General features: G+C 46.1%; 24 protein-coding genes. 23 read left to right on the top strand and 1 reads right to left on the bottom strand.

The genetic code is table 11. The annotated features are described in order from the left end of the window. The first annotated feature begins 79 nt into the window (after nt 1–79). The 19 genes from gmd to ACP15Y_RS16585 all read left to right on the top strand — a co-directional run bounded on the left by gmd (nt 80) and on the right by ACP15Y_RS16585 (nt 18,398). Nucleotides 80–1,117 (top strand): GDP-mannose 4,6-dehydratase, encoded by a 1,038-nt coding sequence (gmd, locus tag ACP15Y_RS16675; protein WP_424984247.1) that lies wholly within the window; start codon nt 80–82, stop codon nt 1,115–1,117. Continuing rightward, entirely contained in the window at nt 1,114–1,668 is a 555-nt protein-coding gene (locus tag ACP15Y_RS16670) for a dTDP-4-dehydrorhamnose 3,5-epimerase family protein (RefSeq protein ID WP_424984246.1), read from the top strand. Before gmd ends, ACP15Y_RS16670 begins: the two co-directional genes overlap by 4 nt. Before the next feature lie 9 nt (nt 1,669–1,677). Beyond that, complete coding sequence (locus ACP15Y_RS16665) at nt 1,678–2,469, top strand: glycosyltransferase family 2 protein (RefSeq protein ID WP_424984245.1); 792 nt, start codon at nt 1,678–1,680, stop codon at nt 2,467–2,469. A 4-nt stretch (nt 2,470–2,473) separates the two neighbouring features. Continuing rightward, nucleotides 2,474–3,214, top strand: a complete 741-nt coding sequence (locus ACP15Y_RS16660) for a cytidylyltransferase domain-containing protein (RefSeq protein WP_424984244.1) — start codon at nt 2,474–2,476, stop codon at nt 3,212–3,214. Beyond that, nucleotides 3,211–4,398, top strand: coding sequence for an N-acetyl sugar amidotransferase (locus ACP15Y_RS16655; RefSeq protein ID WP_424984243.1), 1,188 nt, complete (start codon nt 3,211–3,213; stop codon nt 4,396–4,398). The genes ACP15Y_RS16660 and ACP15Y_RS16655 overlap by 4 nt, the downstream gene beginning before the upstream one ends. A gap of 8 nt (nt 4,399–4,406) precedes the next feature. Further along, nucleotides 4,407–5,024, top strand: coding sequence for an imidazole glycerol phosphate synthase subunit HisH (gene hisH / locus ACP15Y_RS16650; protein WP_424984242.1), 618 nt, complete (start codon nt 4,407–4,409; stop codon nt 5,022–5,024). Then, nucleotides 5,024–5,797, top strand: coding sequence for an imidazole glycerol phosphate synthase subunit HisF (gene hisF, locus ACP15Y_RS16645; RefSeq protein ID WP_424984241.1), 774 nt, complete (start codon nt 5,024–5,026; stop codon nt 5,795–5,797). The genes hisH and hisF overlap by 1 nt, the downstream gene beginning before the upstream one ends. A 17-nt stretch (nt 5,798–5,814) precedes the next feature. Further along, complete coding sequence (locus ACP15Y_RS16640) at nt 5,815–6,489, top strand: hypothetical protein (RefSeq protein WP_424984240.1); 675 nt, start codon at nt 5,815–5,817, stop codon at nt 6,487–6,489. Further along, complete coding sequence (locus ACP15Y_RS16635) at nt 6,490–7,875, top strand: glutamate-1-semialdehyde 2,1-aminomutase (protein ID WP_424984239.1); 1,386 nt, start codon at nt 6,490–6,492, stop codon at nt 7,873–7,875. Further along, nucleotides 7,875–8,678 (top strand): SDR family oxidoreductase, encoded by an 804-nt coding sequence (locus ACP15Y_RS16630; protein ID WP_424984238.1) that lies wholly within the window; start codon nt 7,875–7,877, stop codon nt 8,676–8,678. Before ACP15Y_RS16635 ends, ACP15Y_RS16630 begins: the two co-directional genes overlap by 1 nt. 6 nt (nt 8,679–8,684) lie before the next feature. Next, a complete protein-coding gene (locus tag ACP15Y_RS16625) occupies nt 8,685–9,902 on the top strand; it encodes a hypothetical protein (RefSeq protein WP_424984237.1) in 1,218 nt (405 codons plus the stop codon). A 2-nt stretch (nt 9,903–9,904) separates the two neighbouring features. After that, nucleotides 9,905–11,272 carry a hypothetical protein gene (locus ACP15Y_RS16620; protein ID WP_424984236.1) on the top strand — a complete coding sequence of 456 codons (1,368 nt, stop codon included), beginning with the start codon at nt 9,905–9,907 and terminating at the stop codon, nt 11,270–11,272. A 27-nt stretch (nt 11,273–11,299) separates the two neighbouring features. Next, nucleotides 11,300–12,229, top strand: coding sequence for an NAD-dependent epimerase/dehydratase family protein (locus tag ACP15Y_RS16615; RefSeq protein ID WP_424984235.1), 930 nt, complete (start codon nt 11,300–11,302; stop codon nt 12,227–12,229). Then, entirely contained in the window at nt 12,229–13,278 is a 1,050-nt protein-coding gene (gene neuB / locus ACP15Y_RS16610) for an N-acetylneuraminate synthase (protein ID WP_424984234.1), read from the top strand. The genes ACP15Y_RS16615 and neuB overlap by 1 nt, the downstream gene beginning before the upstream one ends. Then, entirely contained in the window at nt 13,271–14,398 is a 1,128-nt protein-coding gene (gene neuC / locus ACP15Y_RS16605) for a UDP-N-acetylglucosamine 2-epimerase (protein ID WP_424984233.1), read from the top strand. Before neuB ends, neuC begins: the two co-directional genes overlap by 8 nt. Further along, nucleotides 14,398–15,006: an acetyltransferase gene (locus tag ACP15Y_RS16600; RefSeq protein WP_424984232.1), complete on the top strand. Its 609-nt coding sequence runs from the start codon at nt 14,398–14,400 to the stop codon at nt 15,004–15,006. The genes neuC and ACP15Y_RS16600 overlap by 1 nt, the downstream gene beginning before the upstream one ends. A 13-nt stretch (nt 15,007–15,019) precedes the next feature. Then, nucleotides 15,020–16,483: an aminotransferase class I/II-fold pyridoxal phosphate-dependent enzyme gene (locus ACP15Y_RS16595; protein ID WP_424984231.1), complete on the top strand. Its 1,464-nt coding sequence runs from the start codon at nt 15,020–15,022 to the stop codon at nt 16,481–16,483. After that, nucleotides 16,476–17,039 carry a sugar transferase gene (locus ACP15Y_RS16590; RefSeq protein WP_424984230.1) on the top strand — a complete coding sequence of 188 codons (564 nt, stop codon included), beginning with the start codon at nt 16,476–16,478 and terminating at the stop codon, nt 17,037–17,039. The genes ACP15Y_RS16595 and ACP15Y_RS16590 overlap by 8 nt, the downstream gene beginning before the upstream one ends. 84 nt (nt 17,040–17,123) lie before the next feature. Beyond that, the gene (locus ACP15Y_RS16585) at nt 17,124–18,398 is read left to right on the top strand and encodes an oligosaccharide repeat unit polymerase (protein WP_424984229.1); all 1,275 of its coding nucleotides are present in this window, start codon (nt 17,124–17,126) and stop codon (nt 18,396–18,398) included. A gap of 90 nt (nt 18,399–18,488) precedes the next feature. Here ACP15Y_RS16585 and ACP15Y_RS16580 read toward each other — a convergent pair whose 3' ends face one another. After that, a complete protein-coding gene (locus ACP15Y_RS16580) occupies nt 18,489–19,391 on the bottom strand; it encodes an N-acetylneuraminate lyase (RefSeq protein ID WP_424984228.1) in 903 nt (300 codons plus the stop codon). 208 nt (nt 19,392–19,599) lie between these two features. Here ACP15Y_RS16580 and ACP15Y_RS16575 point away from each other — a divergent pair, with 208 nt between their 5' ends. The 4 genes from ACP15Y_RS16575 to ACP15Y_RS16560 all read left to right on the top strand — a co-directional run bounded on the left by ACP15Y_RS16575 (nt 19,600) and on the right by ACP15Y_RS16560 (nt 23,203). Beyond that, nucleotides 19,600–20,367, top strand: a complete 768-nt coding sequence (locus tag ACP15Y_RS16575; protein ID WP_424984227.1) for a FadR/GntR family transcriptional regulator — start codon at nt 19,600–19,602, stop codon at nt 20,365–20,367. Between the two features lie 45 nt (nt 20,368–20,412). Then, nucleotides 20,413–21,375 (top strand): sialic acid TRAP transporter substrate-binding protein SiaP, encoded by a 963-nt coding sequence (locus tag ACP15Y_RS16570; RefSeq protein ID WP_424984226.1) that lies wholly within the window; start codon nt 20,413–20,415, stop codon nt 21,373–21,375. Between the two features lie 77 nt (nt 21,376–21,452). Further along, a complete protein-coding gene (locus ACP15Y_RS16565) occupies nt 21,453–21,932 on the top strand; it encodes a TRAP transporter small permease (protein ID WP_424984225.1) in 480 nt (159 codons plus the stop codon). Beyond that, nucleotides 21,929–23,203, top strand: a complete 1,275-nt coding sequence (locus ACP15Y_RS16560; protein WP_424984224.1) for a TRAP transporter large permease — start codon at nt 21,929–21,931, stop codon at nt 23,201–23,203. The genes ACP15Y_RS16565 and ACP15Y_RS16560 overlap by 4 nt, the downstream gene beginning before the upstream one ends. Nucleotide 23,204 lies beyond the last annotated feature (1 nt).

Genomic DNA, 23,204 nt, shown 5'->3' with positions numbered 1-23,204 from the left:
GCCTGACGCAATGTACCCGGACGATTGTAAACGATAAGCTAGCGTTATTGGAATCAATATAATTTGGTAGATAGATCAAATGAAATCTAAAGTAGCATTCCTCACTGGAATTACAGGTCAAGATGGCTCCTATTTAGCAGAGCTTCTGTTAGAAAAAGGGTATGAGGTACATGCAATTATGCGCCGGGCGTCGGTGTTTACGACAAAGCGCATAGATCACCTGTTTAACAATCCGAATCTACATATTTACCATGGTGATTTAGCAGATTCGAGTAACTTGCATCGCTTGATAGCCGATGTCTCGCCACACGAAATTTATAATCTAGGTGCTCAATCGCATGTTGGCGTTTCATTTGAGGTACCAGAATATACGGCGGAAGTGACAGGTATTGGCACCGTGCGATTGTTGGACGCGATCCGTGATTCAAAAGTTCAGTGCAAATTCTACCAAGCGTCCACGTCCGAACTTTTCGGAGGGATTCCTGGTACAGAACCTCAAAACGAGGAAACGCCTTTCTATCCAAAATCACCATATGGCGCCGCGAAACTATATGCATATTGGCTAACCGTAAACTACAGGGAAGCCTATGGAATGTTCGCCTGCAACGGGATATTATTTAACCATGAGTCGCCCCGTCGTGGTCAAACCTTTGTAACCAAGAAGATCACACAGGCAGTGGCAAATATTGCGAAGGGAAAGCAAGAGGTCCTAAAGCTTGGAAACCTCGATGCGAAGCGTGACTGGGGACACGCGAAAGACTTTGTTGAGGCGATGTGGTTGATGTTGCAACAAGATCGCCCTGAAGACTATGTGATTGCGACTGGTGAAACGCACACTGTGCGCGAGTTCGTTGAATGTGCCTTTGCCGAAACCGACGTGAAGTTGGAGTGGCGCGGTGCTGGCGAAGAAGAAGTCGGCATCGATATCAAATCAGGGAAAGAACTAGTTCAGATTGATCCGAGATATTTTCGTCCGGCAGAAGTTGAGCTGCTGCTTGGTGACCCATCGAAGGCGGAACGCAACTTGGGATGGCGCAGAAAAACTTCCTTTAAACAACTTGTGCAAGAGATGGTCAAATATGACTTGAACAACAGCGATTATGGAGGAGTTGAGTGACCATTCAATTTGACGTCACAGATTCACACATAATTACTGGTGCAAAAATTTTTAGGCCTTCAAAATTTGAAGAGGAGCGAGGCAACATATGGACCTCGTATCTGGCTACAGAAATAGATAATCATCTGCCTTCAAACCTAACGTTTTTGCATGATAAATTTTCCACTTCAAACTTCAACGTATTACGTGGCATTCATGGCGATGAAAAAACTTGGAAGTTAGCAACTTGCGTATTTGGCGAAATTCTACAAGTTTTGGTGGACTTAAGACAAGATTCGGCAAGTTTTGGGAAATGGGAAAAAATTGAAATTGACCGCAAATCACCGGCGTCTGTTTTAATCCCACCAGGTGTTGGCAATGCCTACTATGTTAAGAGCGAAAATGCAGTTTACCACTATAAACTGGCATATGATGGTGCATATCTTGATGCACAGGATCAGTTTTCCGTTGCGTGGGATGATGCTTCAATCGGGATTGATTGGGGCCCTATAAGTCCAATTCTGTCAAATCGGGACAAAAATGCTCCTTCATTTAAAAAATATTACACCTGAGGCAGCTTCATGAAGTCGATCTCTTTGATCACGACATCGTTTAACAGTGCTGAGACAATCTTGGACACAATTCACTCTGTTAACTTACAAAAATATTCCGAGATTGAGCACATTGTAATAGATGGTGGATCCAAGGATGCCACGCTGGACATTGTACGGCAATTTGGTCAGCGGATAACGAAGGTCATTTCCGAACCAGATAAAGGCATTTATGATGCTTATAACAAAGGCATAGATCAGGCATCTGGTGACATAATAGGCTTCATTAATTCAGATGATTTTTATTGTTCTGATCATGTAATTGATAATGTTGCATGTGTATTCGAAGATCCTGAAATAGATGCTTGCTACGCAGATCTTGTATATGTAAATCCAGAACATGTTGAAACTGTAGAAAGATTTTGGAAATCAAAACCGATTACCAAACGAAATCTACAAAATGGCTTTATTCCTGCACATCCAACCGTTTTTGTGAGAAAAAGTGTTTATGACAAGGTCGGCAAGTTCGACCTAAATTATAAATATGCGGCAGACTATGAAATGCTTCTGCGCATGTTTCACGAATTCCAGATTAAGTCGGAATATGTTCCGCAGGTCTGGGTCAGAATGCGATCCGGCGGTCACACAGGCGGAAATTATAAAAGCATATTGGATCAAAATGAAGAGATCCTGCAGGCGCGACGTAAAAGAGACATTCGGTGCACTTCAGCCAAGTTTTATGGGTTAAAAATTATTGATCGGGTCGCCCAAAGATTGCGTGCACCTTTTGTGAACGCACCAAACATCGAGCTGATAAGGTAGACTTATGATCGGAAGCGATCGAGTATTAGCGATAATTCCTTCTCGCAGCGGTTCGAAAGGGCTAACGGATAAAAACATCCGACCGCTCGAGAACAAACCACTGCTTGCTTGGCCGATTGAGGCAGCGTGCTCCTCGCGATATGTTGATTATGTTTTGCTGTCTACAGATAGCGAGGCATATGCGGAAATTGGGCGCAAATTCGGCGCTTCAGTGCCATTTTTACGTCCAGATGACTTGGCAACAGACACTTCTCCTTCTGCCGATTTTATCTGCCACGCTTTAGAATATTTGGACGATAAAGAAGCGGCATTTGATTATATTGTTCTGTTGGAGCCAACGTCACCTCTTACGACGGCGCAGGACGTCGACGACGCACTTGAAACACTTGTGAACAATAAAAATTCGGCAGATGCTGCAGTGGGGATATCCGAGACAGTATCGCAACACCCGGCATTTGCCGTGAAAAAATCCAATAACAATAAGATTGAGCCATTTTTGGGTGAAACATTCGCCACACTTCCGAGAAGGCAGGATATTGAGCCTGTTTTTGCCTTGGATGGCAGCATCTATATTTCAACAGTCGAAGCGTATTTGGAAACAAGAACCTTTTGTCACGAAAGGACGCTAGGCATTGTTTCTAAAAGACATCAGATTTTCGAAGTTGATGATGAGATTGATTTTGTCTGCATCGAAGCTGTGTTGCGTCATCTAAACAGGCCTAAATCAAAAGGAGAGATGAATTGAAAAAGTGTACAAGATGTTTGGTGCCAGAAACGGTGGACACAATCTCCTTTGATGAAGAGGGTGTCTGCAGTGTGTGCAGACAGGTGGAGTTCAAGGAAGATAAAATTGACTGGTCAAAGAGAGCGGAAGAGCTAGACGCTCTAATTGATGAGTACAAAAATAAGGGGCTTTATGATTGTATTGTGCCCTTTAGCGGCGGCAAAGATAGTGTATTCCAGCTTTGGTATATCGTGAAAAAGCTTAAGCTTAAGCCTTTAGTTGTCCGATATAACCATTGGGGGTATCGTCCGAAAGTCCAAGAAAACAACACGATGGTTTTCAAAAAACTCGGTGTTGATGTTGTTGAGTTGACCCCGAATTTTCATGTTGTTCGTGAATTGATGTTGGAAAGTTTCAAGCGGCGGGGCGATTTTTGTTGGCACTGCCATACCGGCATCTACGCTGGGGTAATGCATATGGCCCTTCGCTTTGAGACGCCTCTATTGTTTTGGGGGGAGAGCACCGCTGAATATCATAGCTGGTATACCTATGAGGAAATGGAGGAAATCGACGAGAAACGATTTAACCGCCTAATGAATCAAGGCATGACTGGTGACGATATGTATGAATTTTTGGAGGGACGTGTCGAAAAACGCGACCTCTGGATGTTCAACTATCCAAAGCGTAAAGACTTGATGCGCCTGAAGGTGCGTTCAGTATGTCTTGGAAATTATATTAAGTGGGATACCAAGGCCAATGTTGAAATCATTGGAAAAGAACTAGGCTGGTATGGGCATGAGGTTGAAGGCGTTCCACCCGAGTATCACTATGAAAAGGTTGAATGCACATTCCAAGGAATGCGAGACTATTCCAAATTTGTTAAGCGTGGATATGGACGGGCAAATCATTTGCTTTCGATAGACATTCGAAACGGTCGTAAAACACGCGAAGAGGCGTTGGAAATTGAGCAAAAGTACGATGGCAAGCGCCCTGCCTCCATGGATTGGTTCTTAAAAATTATCGATATGTCAGAGGAAGAGTTTTATAGCACTCTTGAAACACATCAGGTTTATCCATGGAAATTTGATCGTGGAAATGCAGAGATCGGGCCAACTCCCTATGACTTTGATCAATGGGATCGTACTGATCTATCGGACATCCCGCTTGGAAAACAGGCGCCTGAGGATGACTCCTCCGAGAAATAGGCGAAGACGTGATTGTTATAGTTGATTACGGAATGGGAAATATACGTTCCCTTTATAATGCCCTAGATTTTTGTTTTGCGGATGTAAATGTTACGAGCAACACAGAGGAAATTGCGGCGGCCGACAGAATAATTTTGCCTGGAGTTGGTGCATTCGGCGATGCAATTCGGGCAATTAGAAATCTTGGATTAGAGGAAGTCTTAACCCATCAGGCTCTTGTTGTGAAAAAACCAATCTTGGGCATCTGTTTGGGGATGCAGCTATTTGCCAAAGACAGCCAAGAATATGGGGCGGAAAAGGGACTTGGCTGGATTGACTCGCAAGTCGAATACATGAAGCCAAGTGCCCAAGTTAAGGTTCCGCAGGTGGGTTGGAATCAACTAAAAATTGTTGGGTCAGATTGGCTATTCCGCGGACTGCCCAGTATTCAGAATGATGTCTATTTCGTCCATTCGCTACACATGGTTTGTAATGATAAAACAGACTTAGCCGCCACGACTTATCACGGCGAAGAGATAACAGCGGCAATTGCAAGAGATAACCTAGTTGCAACACAGTTCCACCCGGAAAAAAGCCAAGACAATGGTATACAGATACTGAGAAATTGGTTGGAGCGTGAATTTTAGTGCTAAAAAAAAGAATAATACCAAAATTTCTGGTTTCCAATGGCAGGTTGGTGAAAGCGGTAAGATTTTTTGATAACTGGCGCGAAGCCGGTAGTCCGGTCTCAACCGCAAAAGTCTATGACAGCTATGGCGTAGATGAAATGATCTTTCTAGACATCAACGCTTCGACAACCGGGAACCTGATTGATCATACAATTATCGAGGACGTTTCAGAGGAAATCTTCATGCCTTTCGCTGTCGGCGGGGGTGTTAGAAACCTTGAGCAGATTAGGCTGTTGTTGTCCTCAGGCGCTGACAAAGTCTGCATAACATCTGCTGCAACTGAAAATCCCGATTTTGTTTCGCAGGCCGCCAAGCGATTTGGTGACCAATGTATTGTCGTGAATATCGATTATAAAACAACGGAAGATGGGTGTTTCATCTACAAGAATGGCGGCAGGGACTGCATGAAAGTTGACCCCTTAGATTGGGCCTTAAAAATGGAAGAGGCTCACGCAGGGGAGATTATCATCAACTCGATTGATCGAGATGGAACAATGTCAGGTTATGATTTGGATCTGATTGCTAAACTATCCGATCGTTTGGAAAAGCCCTTGATTGCGTCCAGCGGCGCAGGCAGTCTTAAACATTGTATCGATGCATTCGAAGCTGGTGCGTCGGCAATCACAATCTCATCGATGTTCCTGTTCACTGACCATAGTCCTATCAAAGTTAGGAGCTATTTGGGGGGGAACGGCATTGACGTTCGGCGCCAATCGGGAAGTCGTTCTTAGAGAGAAAGGTCGGCAAAATGAATAGTCTCGAGACCAGCCTATCTACTCGCGAATTGGCTGAGTATGTTGCTGGGCAACTTAATCAATTTTTTCCCGACAACAAACCGACCAGCACAATTGAAATTATGCCCTTTGTTCAGCGTGCACTTAAAAGGTTGGAACACTGCTTTTCAAGAATTGATAACAAGTATTTTTTTGATGGAAAGAAAGTCTATTTCAATCATCTGCACGGTGATCAATATGCGATGTGGCTTTACTTTTTATCCAGTGAAATATTTAGAACAGAGCAAGATTTGAAACTGCCGAGCAAGATTTTTTTACTCAACAAGTCCCTTCATGGGTGCGATATCTTTTTTGAGGTGGAGCTTCCATCGGTATTTTTGCTGGTACATCCGTTGGGAACGGTACTAGGTCGCGGAAACTACGCTGATTATTTTGTCGCATATCAAAGATGTAGCGTTGGCAGCAATCATGACATATTTCCTACCTTTGACCAGCATGTCACATTGCGCCCAGGGGCGACGGTTCTTGGCGATTGCCGTATCGGACATAATGTTCAGGTTGCTGCCGAAACTTTGTTAGTCGATAGGGCCGTTGACGCAGAAAAAACCGTGATGGGACGCCCGGGCTATCATGTGGTTAAAAACAACAGTGGCATTAATCCGGTTTGGCGACATACCAGCGAGATTTAGATGAAAAAAACGAGTGCTATTCACAACCATTCACTTCGCGAAAGACTTCATCGAGTTATCCCTGGAGGCGCGCATACATATTCACGAGGTGATGATCAATTCCCGAGTATGGCACCCGCGTTGCTCAAGCGCGGCAAAGGGGCCTATGTTTTCGATATGGATGAAAACCGGTTTCTGGATTACGGAATGGCACTCCGTTCTGTGACAATTGGCTATGCCGACGAACGCGTAAACAGTGCAGCAATCGCTGAGATTGAAAATGGTGTTGGGCTTACGCGCGCATCAATGACAGAGTTGCAAGCCGCAGAGCGTTTGGCTGATGTTGTGCCATCAGTGGAAATGGTTAAGTTTGCAAAGAACGGTTCTAACGCAACAACAGCAGCTTTAAAAATCGCGCGTGCATATACTGGGCGAGACTATGTTTGCATACCAAAACAACACCCGTTTTTTTCCTTTGATGATTGGTTTATTGGAACCACAGAAATTAAGCGCGGAGTGGATCGCGACAGAGCATCCAAGACCCTGACTTTTGATTTCAATGATCTTGCCTCGCTCCAACGACTGTTTGATCAATATCCTGACCAAATTGCGGCTGTAATGTTGGAGCCTACAACTCATGTTACGCCAGCGTTCTTGTCGGACCATGATCGAAATTGGCAAGAAGTGACCTATGATAAGGCTGGGGTGAAATGTCCAAGTTTTCTGACACAAGTGCGCGAGTTGACGTCTTCGCAGGGCTCCCTCCTCATTTTTGATGAGATGATAACAGGGTTTCGTTGGCACCTATCCGGTGCCCAAGAGTTTTTCGGTGTGGAGCCGGATCTTTCTACGTTCGGCAAGGCGATGGCTAACGGGTTTGCACTAGCGGCCGTGGGGGGGCGTAGTGAGATCATGGAAGTTGGTTCGATTGACAAGCCAAACATGGAGCGAACATTTTTGCTGTCCTCAACGCACGGAGCCGAGATGCCAGCACTTGGTGCGTTCTTAGCGGCTTCAAAGATTTGCGAAGAAGAAAATGTGCCTGCGCATATTTGGAATTTTGGGCTCAACCTCAAAAATGGATTGAACAATTTAGCGAATGAATACGGGCTTGGTGAAAATTTTGAGGTTGAGGGGCCACCGGTAGCGCTGAACTATGTCACCCGAGATAAAGAAGGTGCACCCTCTGCAGGGTTCCGGACGCTATTTGCGCAGGAGATGCTGAAAAAGGGTGTTTTGATCCCTTGGATTTCCATTTCACTTTCGCACGGCGAAGAGGAGTTGGAATTTACATTAAGCGCCGCTAGAGAAGCGTTTGAAATTTATAGAAAAGCTGTTGATGCGGATAGCTTTGAGGATTATCTGGCTGGTCCGCCGATAAAACCAGTATTTAGGAAGTATAATTAATGCGCTTTGATGGTTCGGAATTTGAGGGAAAAACTGTCGTAATTACAGGCGGAGGAGGTATTCTCGGCCGTGAATTTTGTAAGGGCTTTTCAAGTGTTGGAGCAAAAGTCGTTGCATTAGACTGCGATCTAGAGAGCGCCCAAAATGCGGTGGATAATTTGGATGGGCAGGCGCTTGCGTTGCAATGCAACATTTCTGACGCTGCTTCCGTAAAAGAAGCTCTGGAAGACATTGCGATTTTTTCGAACAACATCGATGTTTTAATAAACAATGCTGGTTCAAAGTCACAAGATGTAAGGGCATTCTTCGAGCCCTTTGAAAGCTATTCGCTGCAAACCTGGCGTGAAGTTATGAGTGTGAACATCGATGGGATGTTCCTCATGTCGCAAGCTGTTGGAAATAGAATGCTGAAGCAGCAAGAAGGTGGAGCGATCGTCAATGTTTCTTCGATATATGGCCTCGTGAGTCCGGATCCCCGTATCTATGAAGGATCCCAATATCTTGGTGGAGAGATCAACAGCCCAGCCGTCTATTCTGCATCGAAAGCTGCAGTCGTCGGTCTAACAAAATGGCTCGCGGTGCATTGGGCAGAGAAGGGGATACGCGTAAATGCGATCGCACCTGGCGGGGTTAGTAGCGGTCAAAACCAAGAATTTGAGCAAAAATACTCAAGTCGCGCGCCCATCAACCGAATGGCGAAAGCAAAAGAGATGGTGGCACCGACGATGTTTTTAGCATCGAGTCATTCGAGTTATGTAACTGGACAGGTTTTGGCTGCCGATGGCGGCTGGACAGCTTGGTAGCGGCCGATGATGGTCGTATCGCTTAAATTTGCGGATGTCGCTGCTCGCTCCGGATTCGTAATTATTGCCACTTATTCACTGAGCCTTGCTGACGCAGGGCGGTTTGGTTTTTTTGTAACAATATTGGGAATTTTCAGCTTTGCAATTGGCTATGAACGTTATATCGATCTCCAGCGAAAAGGCGTGTCGACCAGCAATGATAATTTTGATTATAATGCCTTTCAGACAATAAGGTTTTTTCTCTCAAACTATATAATAGTGGCGCCGGTATTTGGCGTATTGCTCCTTATTTCTAACTTCGAGTTATCTGTTGTCATTTGTGGTATTTTTATTGCGCTGGTCGAAACATTTCTAAATTTTTCGTACCACATGGCGATTATTTCAAAACGTTACATACCTCTAATGCTGGTTTCTGTTGTCCGAAATCTAGTTTTGCTTTTGGCAATTGTATTTTTCACATTCTGGGAACCAAATAGTACAGGATTTCGAGAACTTGTGTTCATATGGGCAATTATCTCCGCAGGTGCAATCTGTCTGTCATTAGCGTATTGGGCAAGATACATGTTGCCAAATGTTCTTAGATTGGCTGCCAAAAATGCTCCTAAGACAAGCATAAGAGACCACTATCTTATATCATGGCATCACTTTGTAATCGGCTTGATTGCCATAATAACTCTACAGGCAGATAGGCTAATTGCTGGCGCAATTCTTTCGGCCGAGGCATCTGGAATATATTTTAGGCACATCATAATTATATCTTTAATATATCAAGCATTTAACATATTTTCATACAATAGGACCGCTCCAAAAATATATGCAATGTCTGAAAATCATGGAAATAGTGAAATAGAAAAAAGAATATCAGATGAGTATATATTAATAATGATCATGTTGATGATTATGTCTGTGTCAATAATTACGATGTTTTATTGCTTTCGAGACATTTCTGCAGATTATCAAATTAACGTTTTCTTTGCCTTAGGGCTGGTTTTGGTGTCAGCTATTAGAATGCGTGCAGATTTAAACAATCTTCTGTTTAACTCCCGCCGCAAAGAGAATATCACTGTTCGTCTGCAAGGAATTGCATTTGTCGTAGGATTAATCTTGATGCCGAGCTTGGCTATTTACCTTGGTATCCCCGGTATTATTATCGCCAGCGTAGCCGTGGCTCTGGTGTACCTTCTTCTCAGCAGTCGTGCGGTCAATAACTTGGAGAAGGTGTAGCGATGAATGTTCTAATCTATTCAATTCACCGCACTGAAGCGTGGTGGCGCCATATTGGTAAAAACTTAGGATTTGAAAACAGCTTTGTTGTTTCTGACTTAAGGGGTGAGGGGGACTTTTGCGTTGTCGATGCGTTCAACGCTCGGACGGAATATCATTATCGAGAGAAATCAGCATTTAACGACCTGCTGACAGAAGATGAGATTGACGACGTGATTGCGCGTTGCCGCCTACTCAGATTTCTACCGCGGCGGCGCGCTGTTTCAATGATTTTAGCGATGTCTGATGCATTTTCCGATGTATTGCAGAAGTCAAACCCGGCCGCGATCCTTAGTTTCCCGATTGACCGATACGTCTCAGATGTTCTGAAACGCGTTGCACAAAAACGAAATATTCCATTTTACGAGTTAACGGCTTCTGCCTTCCCCGATATGGCGATGTTGATGCAACGAGGAGATTTGGTTTCAACCGAAGAAGATCCGACCCCAGAATTGGTCTCAGAAAGGGTTAAGGAAATTGTCGAACCTTTGTTTTTGCCTTCCTATGTTTCAAACTCGAAGTCGTTTGGCAAAATTCAGTTTTTGAGAACATTTTTATATTTTAGAGCGCGGGCAATTGCATTCAAAGCAATCTCAATCTGGAAAAGAGACAGGTTTAATCTTCATTATCTGGATGCTCAGAGTTTTCTCGGTCATAAACCTAAAATTACCGACATCCGAATCCTTGATTTGACTGACGATGGTTGGGAAGAACAATTAACACGTTTTCCTAAAGAAAAGCGCGTGTTTTTCGGGTTACAACTTTTTCCTGAGGCTTCGATCGACTATTGGATTGAAGATAGGGATTTGATCGCTCACGAGCGTTTGATTTTCGAGGCTGTGAAGGCATTTTCTGAAGCTGGATATTTGGTTTTAGTAAAAGATCATCCGCTTCAATTTGGATTTAGACAAAAAGAACTTATTGAAAAGATTCTGAAATTTGAAAACGTGTGTTTTCTGCCGTATGAAGTCAGCGGAAATCATGTGCTTTCCCATTGTGGAGTAAGCTTTACCTGCACGGGAACACTTGGGCTTCAGGCCGCATTGATGGGCATCAAATCGATTGTCACTCCAAATTATTATTCAAATTCACAGGACTTCATTCTAATTGAAGACTTTGACCAGGTTAAACAGCTTCCCAAGACCGTTGAAGCGACGCCGGACGTGGCGGATTTGGAAGAGCGTCGGAATCGCATCGTGTCGAATTTGCTAAGCGGAAGTTTCGTCGGTGAATTTTTCTCATTCGAAGGCTTTTCAAAACAGCCACAATATTCAGACGTAGCACGTTTTGCGCAAAGTGTTGGCCAGCGCCTGAAAGCGTTGATTGAATGAAAAAGCTAACCGCTGGAATCTGCTAATATGTCAAAAAGAAACGCAATATTTATTACTGGCGCGAATGGCTGTGTTGGCCGAGCGATGATGCATGGGTTCGTCAGTGCCGGTGCCAAAGTATTTGCAGGCACCCGCGCAGGAAACAGTGCAGATACTGAAATGATAAGTTATGTTCGAATGGGGACATTGCCCGATTTGAATGACCTGACGAGCGTATTGGGTGAAACCGATACCGTCGTACATTGTGCGGGTTTGGCCCACATCAAGGCAGGCGAGGATGAGGAACTTCTTGATCGGTTTAGAGAGGTAAACGTAAACGGAACAGTCAAATTGTTGCGTCAGGCCGCAGCGAGTGGCGTTAGACGTTTCATTTTCATTTCGAGCATAGGCGTGAATGGTGAACAAACACATGGTGTGCCATTTCGCCCGGGAGATATGCCTGCTCCTCAAGCTGCATATGCTATTTCAAAGTTTGAGGCTGAACAGGAAATTCTGGCCTTGTCATCAAAGTTGAACATCGAGGTTGTTATCATTCGCCCTCCAATTATTGTTGGTGCACCTCCGGTCGGTAATATAAAAACAATCGCCAATTGGATTTCCAAAGGATTTCCAATTCCATTTGGCCAGTTGACTGAGAACCGAAGATCGTACGTAAAGCTTGATACCTTGTTTTCTCTCGTAAAAACTTGTGCCTATCATCCCAGCGCGCCAGGGAATATTTTTCTTGTGTCAGAACAAAACCCGGTTTCCACATGTGGGCTTGTTGAGCAAGTTGCAGATTTGGTGGATCTACGAGCGAGAATGTTGCCCCTGCCTATTTTGTTTTTACGCGCTATATTGTTGGCCATGGGCAAAACAAAATTGCTGAATCAGCTAACTGGCGATTTAGAGGTTGATTGCAGCCTCACCGAAAAAGTATTGGGCTGGACGGCGTCCAGAAACCCAAAGGAGAATTGATGCGCACTTATATAATTGCGGAAGCTGGAGTTAATCACAACGGAAGTGAACGGCTTGCCAAGATGTTGATTGAGGGAGCGGCGAATGCTGGTGCCGATGCAATTAAGTTTCAAACATTCTCGGCCGAAAAACTTGCTGGCAAAAATGCGCCCAAAGCCCAATATCAACAGGACACCACGGGTGAGGGGTCTCAATTTGAAATGCTCAAGGCATTGGAGTTTGATAACGCCACTTTTGAAAGACTAATCGTTCATTCGAAACAGTGTGGCATTGAATTCCTATCGACCCCCTTCGATATCGATGCTGCAAAATTTCTGGTCGAAGCAGGCATGAAGCGAATTAAAGTGCCTTCAGGTGAGCTGATAAATCACAAATTTCTTCGAGAGTTGGCAACATTTGGTAAGCCAATGATTTTGTCGACAGGAATGGCAACCTCAGGTGAAATTCATGAGGCGGTAGCGGTAGTCAAAGGTGTACTTGAAGATTCAGGTTTGACAACTCCACTAGCAGAATTTTGTACAATATTGCATTGCACATCAAACTATCCGACCGCGCTAGGGGATGTAAATTTGCTGGCGCTTCAGACGATTGCCAAACAAACGGGCCTCCCGGTCGGATATTCGGACCACACGCAAGGAACACTTGTTAGTGTGGGGGCGGTTGCTTTGGGAGCGTCTATTATCGAAAAGCATTTTACGCTCGATAGAAATATGGAGGGGCCAGACCACCAATCCTCTCTGGAACTGCCTGAGCTTACTCAAATGGTGGACCAGATAAGAGATATTGAACGCGCTCTAGGTTCAGACGTGAAACAGCCGACGCAGTCTGAAATTGAGATGCGTATGCTTGCGCGCCGAAGTATTAAAGCAAAAAGAAACTTGGAAGCCGGCGAAATTTTAGATGAGACGATGATCGATATTCTACGCCCCGCAGATGGAATTGAACCAAAATATTTTGATGCAGTTGTGGGCCGTACACTTCTAAGCTCAGTGGCGGCGGGTGAAAGTTTGCAATGGGATAATCTAAGCGGGCCGATCCTGGATGCTTAAGATACTCTATGTTTCTGGCACACGCGCCGACTTTGGATTGATTAAAGGTACACTTTCTCGATTACATCGAGACGATGAATTGGACCTAGGGGTTGTTGCGACGGGAATGCACCTCGTCTCCAGCTATGGGGAAACGTTGCGCGAAATAGTTGCAGAGGGCTTCGACATTGTTGCAAAGGTGCCGGTTGAACTTGCACCGTCAACTGGAGCAACGATGGCGATAGCGATTGGAGAGATGACTTCCAATTTTGCGAAGATCTTTGAGCGGCATAATCCAGATATTGTGTTAATTTTGGGAGATCGTGGTGAAATGTTGGCAGCAGCTATTGCTGCCATCCATCAAGATATTCTGGTCGCGCACATTCATGGCGGAGAGCGGTCAGGAACGATAGATGAACCCGTTCGGCATGCAATCTCAAAGCTCTCTCATTTGCACTTTACTTCCACAAAAGAAGCAGCGCAGCGACTTTTGAGTATGGGAGAAGAGACAGAAAAAGTCTTTGTAACAGGTGCGCCAGGGCTAGATGAAATTTATGATCATCGATCAACCTCTCGAATTGATCTTTGGTCAAAGTATGGCTTAAAAAGTGGAATTCGTACCGCTTTAATGGTGTTTCACCCGGTTACGCATGAAATGCGAAATGCTGACACTCAAACAATAGAAATTTTAAATGCTTTGCGCAAAGGACATTGGCAAGTTGTATTGGTGGAACCAAACGCCGATGCCGGAAGCGACGCAATTCGCGCGGCCCTCGATGGCGCCAATGACAAACGCATCATTAGGCTCAAACATATACCGCGCCATGACTTCTTGAGCTTCATGGAACATGTCGAAGTGATGGTTGGAAATTCAAGTGCAGGAATAATCGAGGCAGCAAGTTTTGGCACACCAGTCATTAATGTGGGGACTCGACAATCATTGAGAGAGCGCAACAGTAATATTATGGATGTTGAGCCAAGCGAGGATGAGATATTTTCAGCTTTGGAAGCGATGGGCGAAAAAGGAAAATTTGAAGAAAAAAACATATATGGCAATGGAGAAGCCGGCCGAAGGATACACCAGCTACTAAAGTCAAAGTTTTATTCTGTGCGGGATCACCCTAAAATGTTGAGTTATTAATGATTTACTTATTTGGCACGGGCGGACATGCGAAAGTAGTGTATGGCGCAATTTTGATGCATGGAAAAAACAGCGAACAAGTGTCCTTTGTCGATGAAAAATTGGAAAGAGTTGGCGGTTCCTTTCGCGAACATGAAATTCTTGGACCTGGAATACCCGATGATCTTGCAGATAATGGATTTCACGTAGCGATTGGAGATAACACGTCCAGACAAAACTTGGCACTTAGATGCCTTGAAAAAAATGGACGCTTTGTTGCTGTGTGCTCGCCATCAGCAATGATTGACAACACCGCTTGTATTCAAGAGGGAAGTTTCATTGCTTGTGGTGCTGTTGTATCCGCTGATGCGGAAGTAGGGGCGGGCAGTATAGTGAATCACAATTGCGTGGTTGATCATGATTGCAAAATGGGCCGCTTCAGTCATATCGCACCGGGCGCCATTCTAGGGGGCAATGTTGTTGTCGGCGATAGGACATTAGTGGGCGCGGGTGCTGTCGTTCTGCCAGGAATAGAAGTTGGCTCAGACGTGATAGTTGGTGCTGGATCCGTTGTGACGAAGCACGTTCCAAATCGCGCAATATGGATCGGGGCTTCACAAGCTTCATGAACAAGGAATTTTGATGCAAAAATACTGTGTTACAAACACAATGACTCTTCGAAAAGCACTCGAGGTGATTGATCAGCACGGAAAAGGCATCGCAATTTTAGTCGATGATGATGGGCGTGTAGAACGGACAGTGACGGACGGTGACCTCCGGCGTTTGATATTGTCGGGTGTTTCGTTGGAAGACGAGATGTCAATGTTGCCACAACAAAATTCCACAATCGGTGATCAAACAACTACCCGAAAGGATGCATTGGCACTAATGGATGCTAAAGGGTTGGATCACCTGCCAATCGTGGATGCCAATGGACATCTTGTCGATTTGTATGATCGGCGTACCTTAAGTAAACGAATATTTCTCTCCGCGCCACATATGGGAGAATTGGAGCGGACCTATATTGACGATGCATTCAAAACAAATTGGATCGCCCCGCTTGGACCAAATGTAAATGGTTTTGAACAAGAAATTTGTGACTATTTAGGCTGCAAGGCGGCGGCAGCTACCTCGTCCGGAACAGCAGCACTCCATCTCGCCTTGGTCGTGCTAGGGGTGGAGAGGGGCGACGTCGTGTTTTGTTCGAGCTTGACGTTTGTCGCTTCTGCAAATCCAATCTTATATCAAGGTGCTGAGCCCGTTTTCATCGACTCCGAGCTTGAGAGCTGGAATATGTGCCCCCGGGCATTGGAGCGCGCGCTGCTAGCAGCCAAATCCGAAGATCGGCTTCCGAAAGCGATCATAGTCGTCAATCTCTACGGCCAGAGCGCAAATATTGATGCGTTGTTGGACGTCGCCAATCAGTTTGGAGTTCCTATTATTGAGGATGCTGCCGAGTCGTTAGGCGCAAAGTATAAAGGACAGCAAAGCGGCACCTTTGGAAAGCTGGGGGTCTATTCATTTAATGGCAACAAGATCATCACAACATCAGGTGGTGGAATGTTGGTATCTGACGATGAAGACCTGATATCGAGAGCGCGGTTCCTGTCTACACAGGCAAGGGAACCTGAAGTTCATTATGAGCATCGCGTCGTGGGATATAACTACCGCATGAGCAACATTCTTGCAGGGGTGGGACGCGGTCAGTTGCGTGTTTTGGACGAGCGTGTTGCAAAACGTCGCGAACTTTTCGATTTATATGTTTCTGAGCTTTCAGACCGATCGGAAATAAGTTGGATGCCCGAGCCGAATTGGAGCTTTTCAAATCGGTGGCTATCTGTTTGTACAATTGATGCATCGAAGTCTGGCGTCGCACTTCGCGAATTGTTGGCTTGTCTTGATGGTGAATTGATTGAGGCTCGCCCGGTATGGAAGCCGCTGCATCTTCAGCCCCTGTTTGAGAAATCCAAAATGTATTCTGCTGGAAACAAAAATGTGTCTGAAGAATTGTATAATACGGGTATTTGCCTGCCCTCCGGCACTTCTATGAAGGAGGAGGATATTGCGAGAGTGTGTTTGAACTTAAGACGGTGCCTAGATGCTTAAACGTGCATTTGACATAATTTTGGGCAGCATTTTCCTTGTCGTTTTGATTGTTCCAGGAATAATCATTGCCGCTTGGGTGAAGTTTACGTCTGAAGGGCCAATATTGTTTTGGTCGGAACGGGTAGGGAAAGACAACCGATTGTTCTACATGCCAAAATTTAGAAGCATGTATATTGGGACGCCAATTGTTGCAACGCACAAACTCGCTGATGCGGATTACATGGTTACCCCGGTTGGTAAGTTTTTGCGTCAAACCTCATTGGATGAACTACCACAGTTATATTCAATCCTAAGTGGTAAGATGAGCTTTGTGGGCCCGCGTCCCGCGCTGTTCAATCAGGACGACCTTATTAAACTTCGTACAGAATGCAATGTGCACACACTCAAACCAGGACTGACTGGATGGGCGCAGATAAACGGTCGGGATCATATATCGATTGAAGGGAAAGTGGACCTAGACCGCTACTATCTCGAAAATATGTCGCTGATGTTAGATTTTAAAATTATACTTTTAACAAGTATTTATGTGTTGAAACGGTCAGGAATAAGTCACTAACAAGCGCGAATGATTCCACCTATTTGCTATGGCATTGTCAGTGGTGTGCGACGATCTAATGACAGACCAAAGTAGGTAGGAAATATGCGGGTTCATCCAGCTTTATTGATGATAGTGGTCTGGGGATTGGGTGGCCTCGCATTTATCGTTTTGCCATATGAATTTTTAACCAAAAAGTTCTCCCTTTATGGGGCCTTAATTTTGGTGCTGTTCATTGCCACATTTTGTATTGGTTCCATATCTTCACATCGATTGGCGCCCAAAAAGATTCAACCTTCGCGGCCTCCAAGTTCGACCAGTAAGATTGGATTGTTTCTTGCGACCATTTCAGCGGTTGCATCAATTTGCCTAGCTATTGACTTGTTTTTTTTCCAAGAATTCGGCTTTAACCTAAGCGAAGCTTACAGCAATAGGTCTGGTCGTGCGCAGGCCGTGTTGCAAGGGGAGGCATTGTCAAGTTCCTTGTTTTTTAAGTTTGGATTTCTGACATACCCCGTAAGCTACGTTTATCTTGTCTGGAGTATTATTTATTCAAAGCGGACGCCTATTTGGTTGATCGTTGCTTTCGGCATATTGCCTGCGATTTTAGCGGCAATGGTGTTGGGGGGGAGAACGTCGATATTTTCTACGATGCTGTACTTCTTGCTAGCTGTCTTGACCAGAGGGGCGATGGAAGCTGCAGGTAGAAAACGTGGGTGGAAGAAGTATGACTTTTTACCTAAAGGATTGATTTTACTAGCAATTGCCTTGTTTGTAGTGGGCGTCATATATTTTGTAAATGTATTTATCGTGCGCGCATCATTTGTTGGCGGCACTGATGAAATGCTGAAATTAGCAGGTCAAAATTGGGGTGTAACCTTTAATGAAGATGCTGCGAACAGAATGGAATCGATCTTCGGCGTAAAGAATACATATCTAATATTCGTGTTTAGCTGGTATTACACACAGGGTGAGTTGATTGCCAGTATCATCTTCTCTGAATATTCAGCCGGACCAATGTTGGGTTCGTATGGCGTCGATGTAATCGCTGCTTTTTGGCGGCAAATTGACATTGGATTTATGCCGAACAGCAATGAAGGCTTGATCGAAATTGGAACCTATGGATTCTTCCCTTCAGCTTTCGGCTCTTTATATGTGGACTTCCTCTTTGGAGGATTGTTGGTCACTTTCTTTTGGGGATGGGCCAGCGGATATGTCTTTCGGAATGCTAGGCGAGGCGACGATACAAGGTGGCGGTTAATCACCCCCTTCGTCACATTTGGAATCCTGTTAAGTTTGGTCAATACCCCTATCGGATTTAGTAATGGGTTTATCACGTATTTTTGGCTTTTTGTTTGCTTTTTAGGCAGCAAACGCTAGTCGATACCCTGTTGCTCGATAGCCCGGTGTGTCGCTCCCTGGGAGTTTGCTTGGGGCAGCAGTGCGAGTTGTACGGCCGCCCCCACCATTCTAAGCACTGATCAGCCACGGCGTGTAGCGTGGGTCGGTGGCCATGCGGTTGGCGATTTGATCGATTTGCGGGCTCAGTGGCTGCAAAGGGGCGCGGGTGGGGCCGGCGGCGATGCCGCGGGCGTGCATGATGGCTTTGATGCCAGGCAAGACGCCGATTTCGAGTAGGTCAGTGACAAATTGTTGGGAGATGGATTGAAGCTCCTGGGCCTTGGCCAAGTCGCTCGCTTTGATGGCATCATTCAGCGCAGCATAGAGTTTGCCCATCACATTATAGGTGGACCCAATCCCGCCATCGGCGCCCAAAGCGCCTGCACTGAGATAGATTTCATCAAAACCGAAATAAACAATTTTGTCCGGGTGTGCTGCTTTGAGCTGGCTGAATTTAAACAGATCATTTGAGGTGAACTTCATGCCTGCAACGTTGGGCAAGGTCAAAATCTCCGACAAGACGGGCAGGGGTAGCGGACGATTGGTCCGCACCGGCACTTCATAAACGATCATCGGCAGATCGGTCGCTGCCGCGAGGTCGCGGTAATAAGCGATAATCTCACCGTCAGTAAACGGATAGGCATGTGGGGGCAAAGCCGAGAGACCATCAAATCCCAACCGGGCAGCATTTTTGGCCAACGCAATAGAATCGCGCAAATTTGGCGCGCCTACATGAGCAATAAGTTTTTGCTTCTGATTTTGGGCGGTTTCGGCAACAATTTGTTGTTGGTCTAACAATTCGTCCACGTTGAGCAGACCAGATTCGCCACTGCTGCCCCCAACATAAAGACCATCTAAACCTTGATTGAGCACTGCTTTTGTCACGGATTTCTGCCGCTCAGCACAATAGGCTTGATCGTCGTTCATCGCTGTGATGAGGGCCGCATACATGCCGCTCAGTTGGGTTTTCATTCTAACCTCCAAATTATCAAGGCCATTTGCGCAAATTCGCGCCACTCGACCATTTTGCTATTCCAAATATATCTAAATCACAAGTTTTAGTTTGACAATTATTTTATTTGGTAATACCAAAAGTAAAAATTGGTAAGGCAAAAGCTTGCGGCCAGATGTGCAACGGCGTATCTATCAGAGCATCAGCTTGCCAAATAAGGAGGAATAGATGCCTTTACGGGATATTGAACATCAGCACAAAGATACGCGTCGTGCCGCCGACGTGATTGCTGATGCTTTGATCAGTGAAATTCGGGAGGGGTACATCGCGCTTGATGATGCCTTGCCCACGGAGCGTGACCTATGCGATCGCTTCTCCGCTTCTCGCCCGACCGTGCGCGAAGCCCTGGCGCAAATGCAAATGCGCGGATATGTTGAAACTGGCTCTGGCCGGCGCCCCCGGGCAGCGCGACCATCCATTCAAACCGTTTTGCAAACTACTGGGTTGCACCTACGCGAAATTTTGGGCGATGCAGAAAGCGGTGCGCATTTGGAGCAGATGCGTCAGTTCATTGAAGCTGGGGCGGCGCGCGAAGCCGCGCTTAAAGCTGACAACGTTCAAATCACCAAACTGCAAGCCGCATTAGAGAATAATTACAAGTCAATCGGCAGCAGCGATTTTGCCGAAACAGATATTGCGTTTCACCGCGCGATTGTTTCGGTGCTCGGCAACCCGATCATTCTCAAACTGCACGACATGTTTGTGAGCGCATTGTTGGCCGGGCGCGTGCCTGCAGCGGACCCTATCAAATATGACACGATGGCCTATGAAGAACATCGGTCGATCTACCAAGCAATTTTGGATGGCGATGTGGTGACTGCCACCAATATTATGGATCGGCACCTTGCACGATCTTATCGGGCGCGACTGAGCATGCCCAAATCAACACTCACCGAACCCAACACCGAATTGGCGGCCAAGGGGCCGTCCTCATAAATTGGCAAGCATCGTCTTTGCCAATCATCACTAATGGAGGAAATGATGAAATTGATCACCAAAACATTGAGCGGGCTAACCGCAATTTTGATGGCAACGACGAGCATTCAAGCGGCTGAACTCACCTTTGGCATGCAAGACAATGAAGTCTCAAACGTATATCAAGGCGCAGTTGCCTTTAAAGAAAAGCTGGAGGAAGTTTCCGGTGGGGAAATGAGCGTGAAGCTGTTCCCATCAGCAACGCTTGGCGATTTCAAAGCCATGGTCGCGCAGGTGCAAGCTGGCGAACTGGACATGGTGATGACCGGCTATCCGGACATGAGCTACATCATTCCTGAACTTAAGCTGATTGGCGCCCCGTATGTGGTTAAAGATTATGACCATTTGAAAGAGATCATCGCCGGGCCTTGGGGCCAGGAAATGGACGCCAAGTTCCAAGATCAAGGCGTGAAGCTGTTGGATGTTTGGTATTATGGCACGCGCCAAACCACAGCCAACAAGCAAATCGATTCCATCGCTGATATGGCAGGCCTGCGGATGCGGACACCAAATGTACCATTCCTGATTGCCTATGCTGAAAATGTGGGCGCAACTCCTGCGCCGGTGGCGTTCCAAGAAGTTTATTTGGCACTGCAAACCAACCAGGTCGATGCCCAAGAAAACCCATTGCCAACAATTGACGCGATGAAGTTTTATGAAGTGCAGGACTATATCGCACTGACCAATCACTTTGTGGCTTCAGCCGCCATCCAGATTTCTGCGGACAAGTGGAATGGCATGAGTGACCAAGAAAAAGCATGGGTTTCTGAAGCTGTGCTTGCAGGCGGTGAAGTGTCGAATGAAATCACATTCAATGCTGAAGCCAATTTGATCGACAGCTTTAAGGAAAAAGGCCTGACCATCACAGAGCCGGACCTAACACCATTCCGCGAAGCCATGAAGCCATATTACGAAGAACTCGAAGCAGAGTTTGGTGAAGGCGCCATTGCAAATGTGATCGGTAACTAGTCAGACCATCACAACTCCTTAAATGCCTCAATTGGGGGTGGAGCGATCCATCCCCAGTTTCAACAAAGCGAGACGCCATGAAGAAGCAGCGCGAATATAGTTTAGAAGGCACCATCGCCACCTTGTTTTTTGTGGCGCTGATTTTAGTTGTGCTTTTGCAAATTCTCGGCCGCACCAACTTGGTGCCCGGTCCGGTTTGGACGGAAGAAGTTGCACGGTGGCTTTGGGTGTGGATGGCGTTTTTCGCGATCCCAGAAGTGGAGCGCCAAAACGCACAATTGCGCATGGACTTTTTGGCAGAAATGCTGGCGGAAAAGATCCGCGGCGTTCTCTATTTGCTGATCGATCTCGTTTATTTCTGCATCATGGTCAATCTGAGCTGGATTGGCTACAAAACCGTGTTGCGCACATGGAACAATGAAAGCGTGACCTTGCCCACATCAGATGCGCTGCTTTATGCGTCTGCTTTCCTCGCCTCCTTCCTTGTTCTTTATCGCATTGCGCGCCGCATTTGGGCGCAGCTGCAAACCCTTCAAGCCAAAGGAGACACAAAATGATTTTGGGTATCATCGGTCTTGCTTGGCTATTTATGGTGCTGGTTGGCGTGCCCATCGGCATTGCCATGATCTTTGTTTCCATGGGCTATTTTTATTATACCGGCATGGGCCTCACCTTCGCTGTGCAACGCATGGTTGATGGGCTCAATAGCTTTCCCATGCTAGCTGTGCCGCTGTTTATTCTGGCCGCTGCCATTCTCAATTCGTCGCGTATCACCCACCATTTATTCGGGTTTGCCCGCGCGTTGGTTGGGCACATTACGGGCGGGTTGGGCCACGTCAATGTGTTGGCATCGTTGTTCTTCTCCGGCATGTCCGGCTCTGCATTGGCAGATGCTGGCGGCTTGGGCAAAATGGAAATCGAGGCCATGCGCGACGCTGGCTATGATGAGGAATTTGCCGGATCTGTGACCGCCGCATCATCAATGATCGGCCCCTTGGTGCCCCCATCAATCACCATGGTGCTTTATGGCGTGGTGTCAAACACCTCAATCGGCAAATTGTTTTTGGGCGGCATTGTACCAGGCGTAATGTGCGCGATCGCGCTTATGCTGATGGTGTATTTCATGGCGAAACGCCGTGCCTATCCCACGGATTCACGCAAAAACTATCGCGAAATTGGAACATTGTTCGTCAAGTCTCTGCCCGCTTTGTTGACACCAGTTGTCATTGTCGGTGGCATTTTTTCAGGCTATTTCAGCCCGACGGAAGCAGCGGCGATCACGGTACTATATGCGATCTTGATTGATGTGATCTTTTATCGCGAGCTCACCATAAAACGCTTGTGGACGGCGCTTTATGAAACCACCACAACATCGGCAGGCATTGCCACCATCATCGCTGGTGTGAGCTTGCTCGGCTATGTGTTGGCCCGCGAACAAGCGCCGCAACAAATTGCACAATTGTTTCTCTCAATTGCCGACGACCCCATCAGTTTTTTGATTGCCGTCAATTTGATGATCTTTGTGCTGGGGTGTTTGATTGAAAGCCTGGCCATCCTGCTGATCGTTGTGCCCATTCTGGTGCCAATTGCCCTCAGCTTTGGGATTGATCCTGTGCATTTTGGCATCATCATTGTGCTGAATTTGATGATCTCAATCCTAACGCCCCCCATGGGCATGGCCTTGTTTGTGGTGGCCCAAGTGGGCAATATACCTTATCTGAAATTGGCTAAATCAATTCTGCCGTGGCTGTTGCCACCAATCATCGTGCTGATTTTGGTGTGCATCTTCCCCGTTTTGGCCACTGGCCTGCCAAACTTGATGGGTTAAT

Origin of the sequence: Maritalea sp. S77, assembly GCF_049801075.1 — a bacterium.
GTDB lineage: Bacteria > Pseudomonadota > Alphaproteobacteria > Rhizobiales > Devosiaceae > Maritalea.
This window is presented reverse-complemented; position numbering and strand designations above follow the sequence as displayed.

What these genes read in the sequence shown, in the direction of transcription:
- gmd (WP_424984247.1), top strand. Translation starts at nt 80, where the DNA reads ATGAAATCTAAAGTAGCATTCCTCACTGGAATTACAGGTCAAGATGGC.
- ACP15Y_RS16665 (WP_424984245.1), top strand. Translation starts at nt 1,678, where the DNA reads ATGAAGTCGATCTCTTTGATCACGACATCGTTTAACAGTGCTGAGACA.
- ACP15Y_RS16660 (WP_424984244.1), top strand. Translation starts at nt 2,474, where the DNA reads ATGATCGGAAGCGATCGAGTATTAGCGATAATTCCTTCTCGCAGCGGT.
- ACP15Y_RS16640 (WP_424984240.1), top strand. Translation starts at nt 5,815, where the DNA reads ATGAATAGTCTCGAGACCAGCCTATCTACTCGCGAATTGGCTGAGTAT.
- ACP15Y_RS16635 (WP_424984239.1), top strand. Translation starts at nt 6,490, where the DNA reads ATGAAAAAAACGAGTGCTATTCACAACCATTCACTTCGCGAAAGACTT.
- ACP15Y_RS16630 (WP_424984238.1), top strand. Translation starts at nt 7,875, where the DNA reads ATGCGCTTTGATGGTTCGGAATTTGAGGGAAAAACTGTCGTAATTACA.
- ACP15Y_RS16625 (WP_424984237.1), top strand. Translation starts at nt 8,685, where the DNA reads ATGATGGTCGTATCGCTTAAATTTGCGGATGTCGCTGCTCGCTCCGGA.
- ACP15Y_RS16620 (WP_424984236.1), top strand. Translation starts at nt 9,905, where the DNA reads ATGAATGTTCTAATCTATTCAATTCACCGCACTGAAGCGTGGTGGCGC.
- ACP15Y_RS16615 (WP_424984235.1), top strand. Translation starts at nt 11,300, where the DNA reads ATGTCAAAAAGAAACGCAATATTTATTACTGGCGCGAATGGCTGTGTT.
- neuB (WP_424984234.1), top strand. Translation starts at nt 12,229, where the DNA reads ATGCGCACTTATATAATTGCGGAAGCTGGAGTTAATCACAACGGAAGT.
- neuC (WP_424984233.1), top strand. Translation starts at nt 13,271, where the DNA reads ATGCTTAAGATACTCTATGTTTCTGGCACACGCGCCGACTTTGGATTG.
- ACP15Y_RS16600 (WP_424984232.1), top strand. Translation starts at nt 14,398, where the DNA reads ATGATTTACTTATTTGGCACGGGCGGACATGCGAAAGTAGTGTATGGC.
- ACP15Y_RS16595 (WP_424984231.1), top strand. Translation starts at nt 15,020, where the DNA reads ATGCAAAAATACTGTGTTACAAACACAATGACTCTTCGAAAAGCACTC.
- ACP15Y_RS16590 (WP_424984230.1), top strand. Translation starts at nt 16,476, where the DNA reads ATGCTTAAACGTGCATTTGACATAATTTTGGGCAGCATTTTCCTTGTC.
- ACP15Y_RS16585 (WP_424984229.1), top strand. Translation starts at nt 17,124, where the DNA reads ATGCGGGTTCATCCAGCTTTATTGATGATAGTGGTCTGGGGATTGGGT.
- ACP15Y_RS16580 (WP_424984228.1), bottom strand. Translation starts at nt 19,391, where the DNA reads ATGAAAACCCAACTGAGCGGCATGTATGCGGCCCTCATCACAGCGATG.
- ACP15Y_RS16575 (WP_424984227.1), top strand. Translation starts at nt 19,600, where the DNA reads ATGCCTTTACGGGATATTGAACATCAGCACAAAGATACGCGTCGTGCC.
- ACP15Y_RS16570 (WP_424984226.1), top strand. Translation starts at nt 20,413, where the DNA reads ATGAAATTGATCACCAAAACATTGAGCGGGCTAACCGCAATTTTGATG.
- ACP15Y_RS16565 (WP_424984225.1), top strand. Translation starts at nt 21,453, where the DNA reads ATGAAGAAGCAGCGCGAATATAGTTTAGAAGGCACCATCGCCACCTTG.
- ACP15Y_RS16560 (WP_424984224.1), top strand. Translation starts at nt 21,929, where the DNA reads ATGATTTTGGGTATCATCGGTCTTGCTTGGCTATTTATGGTGCTGGTT.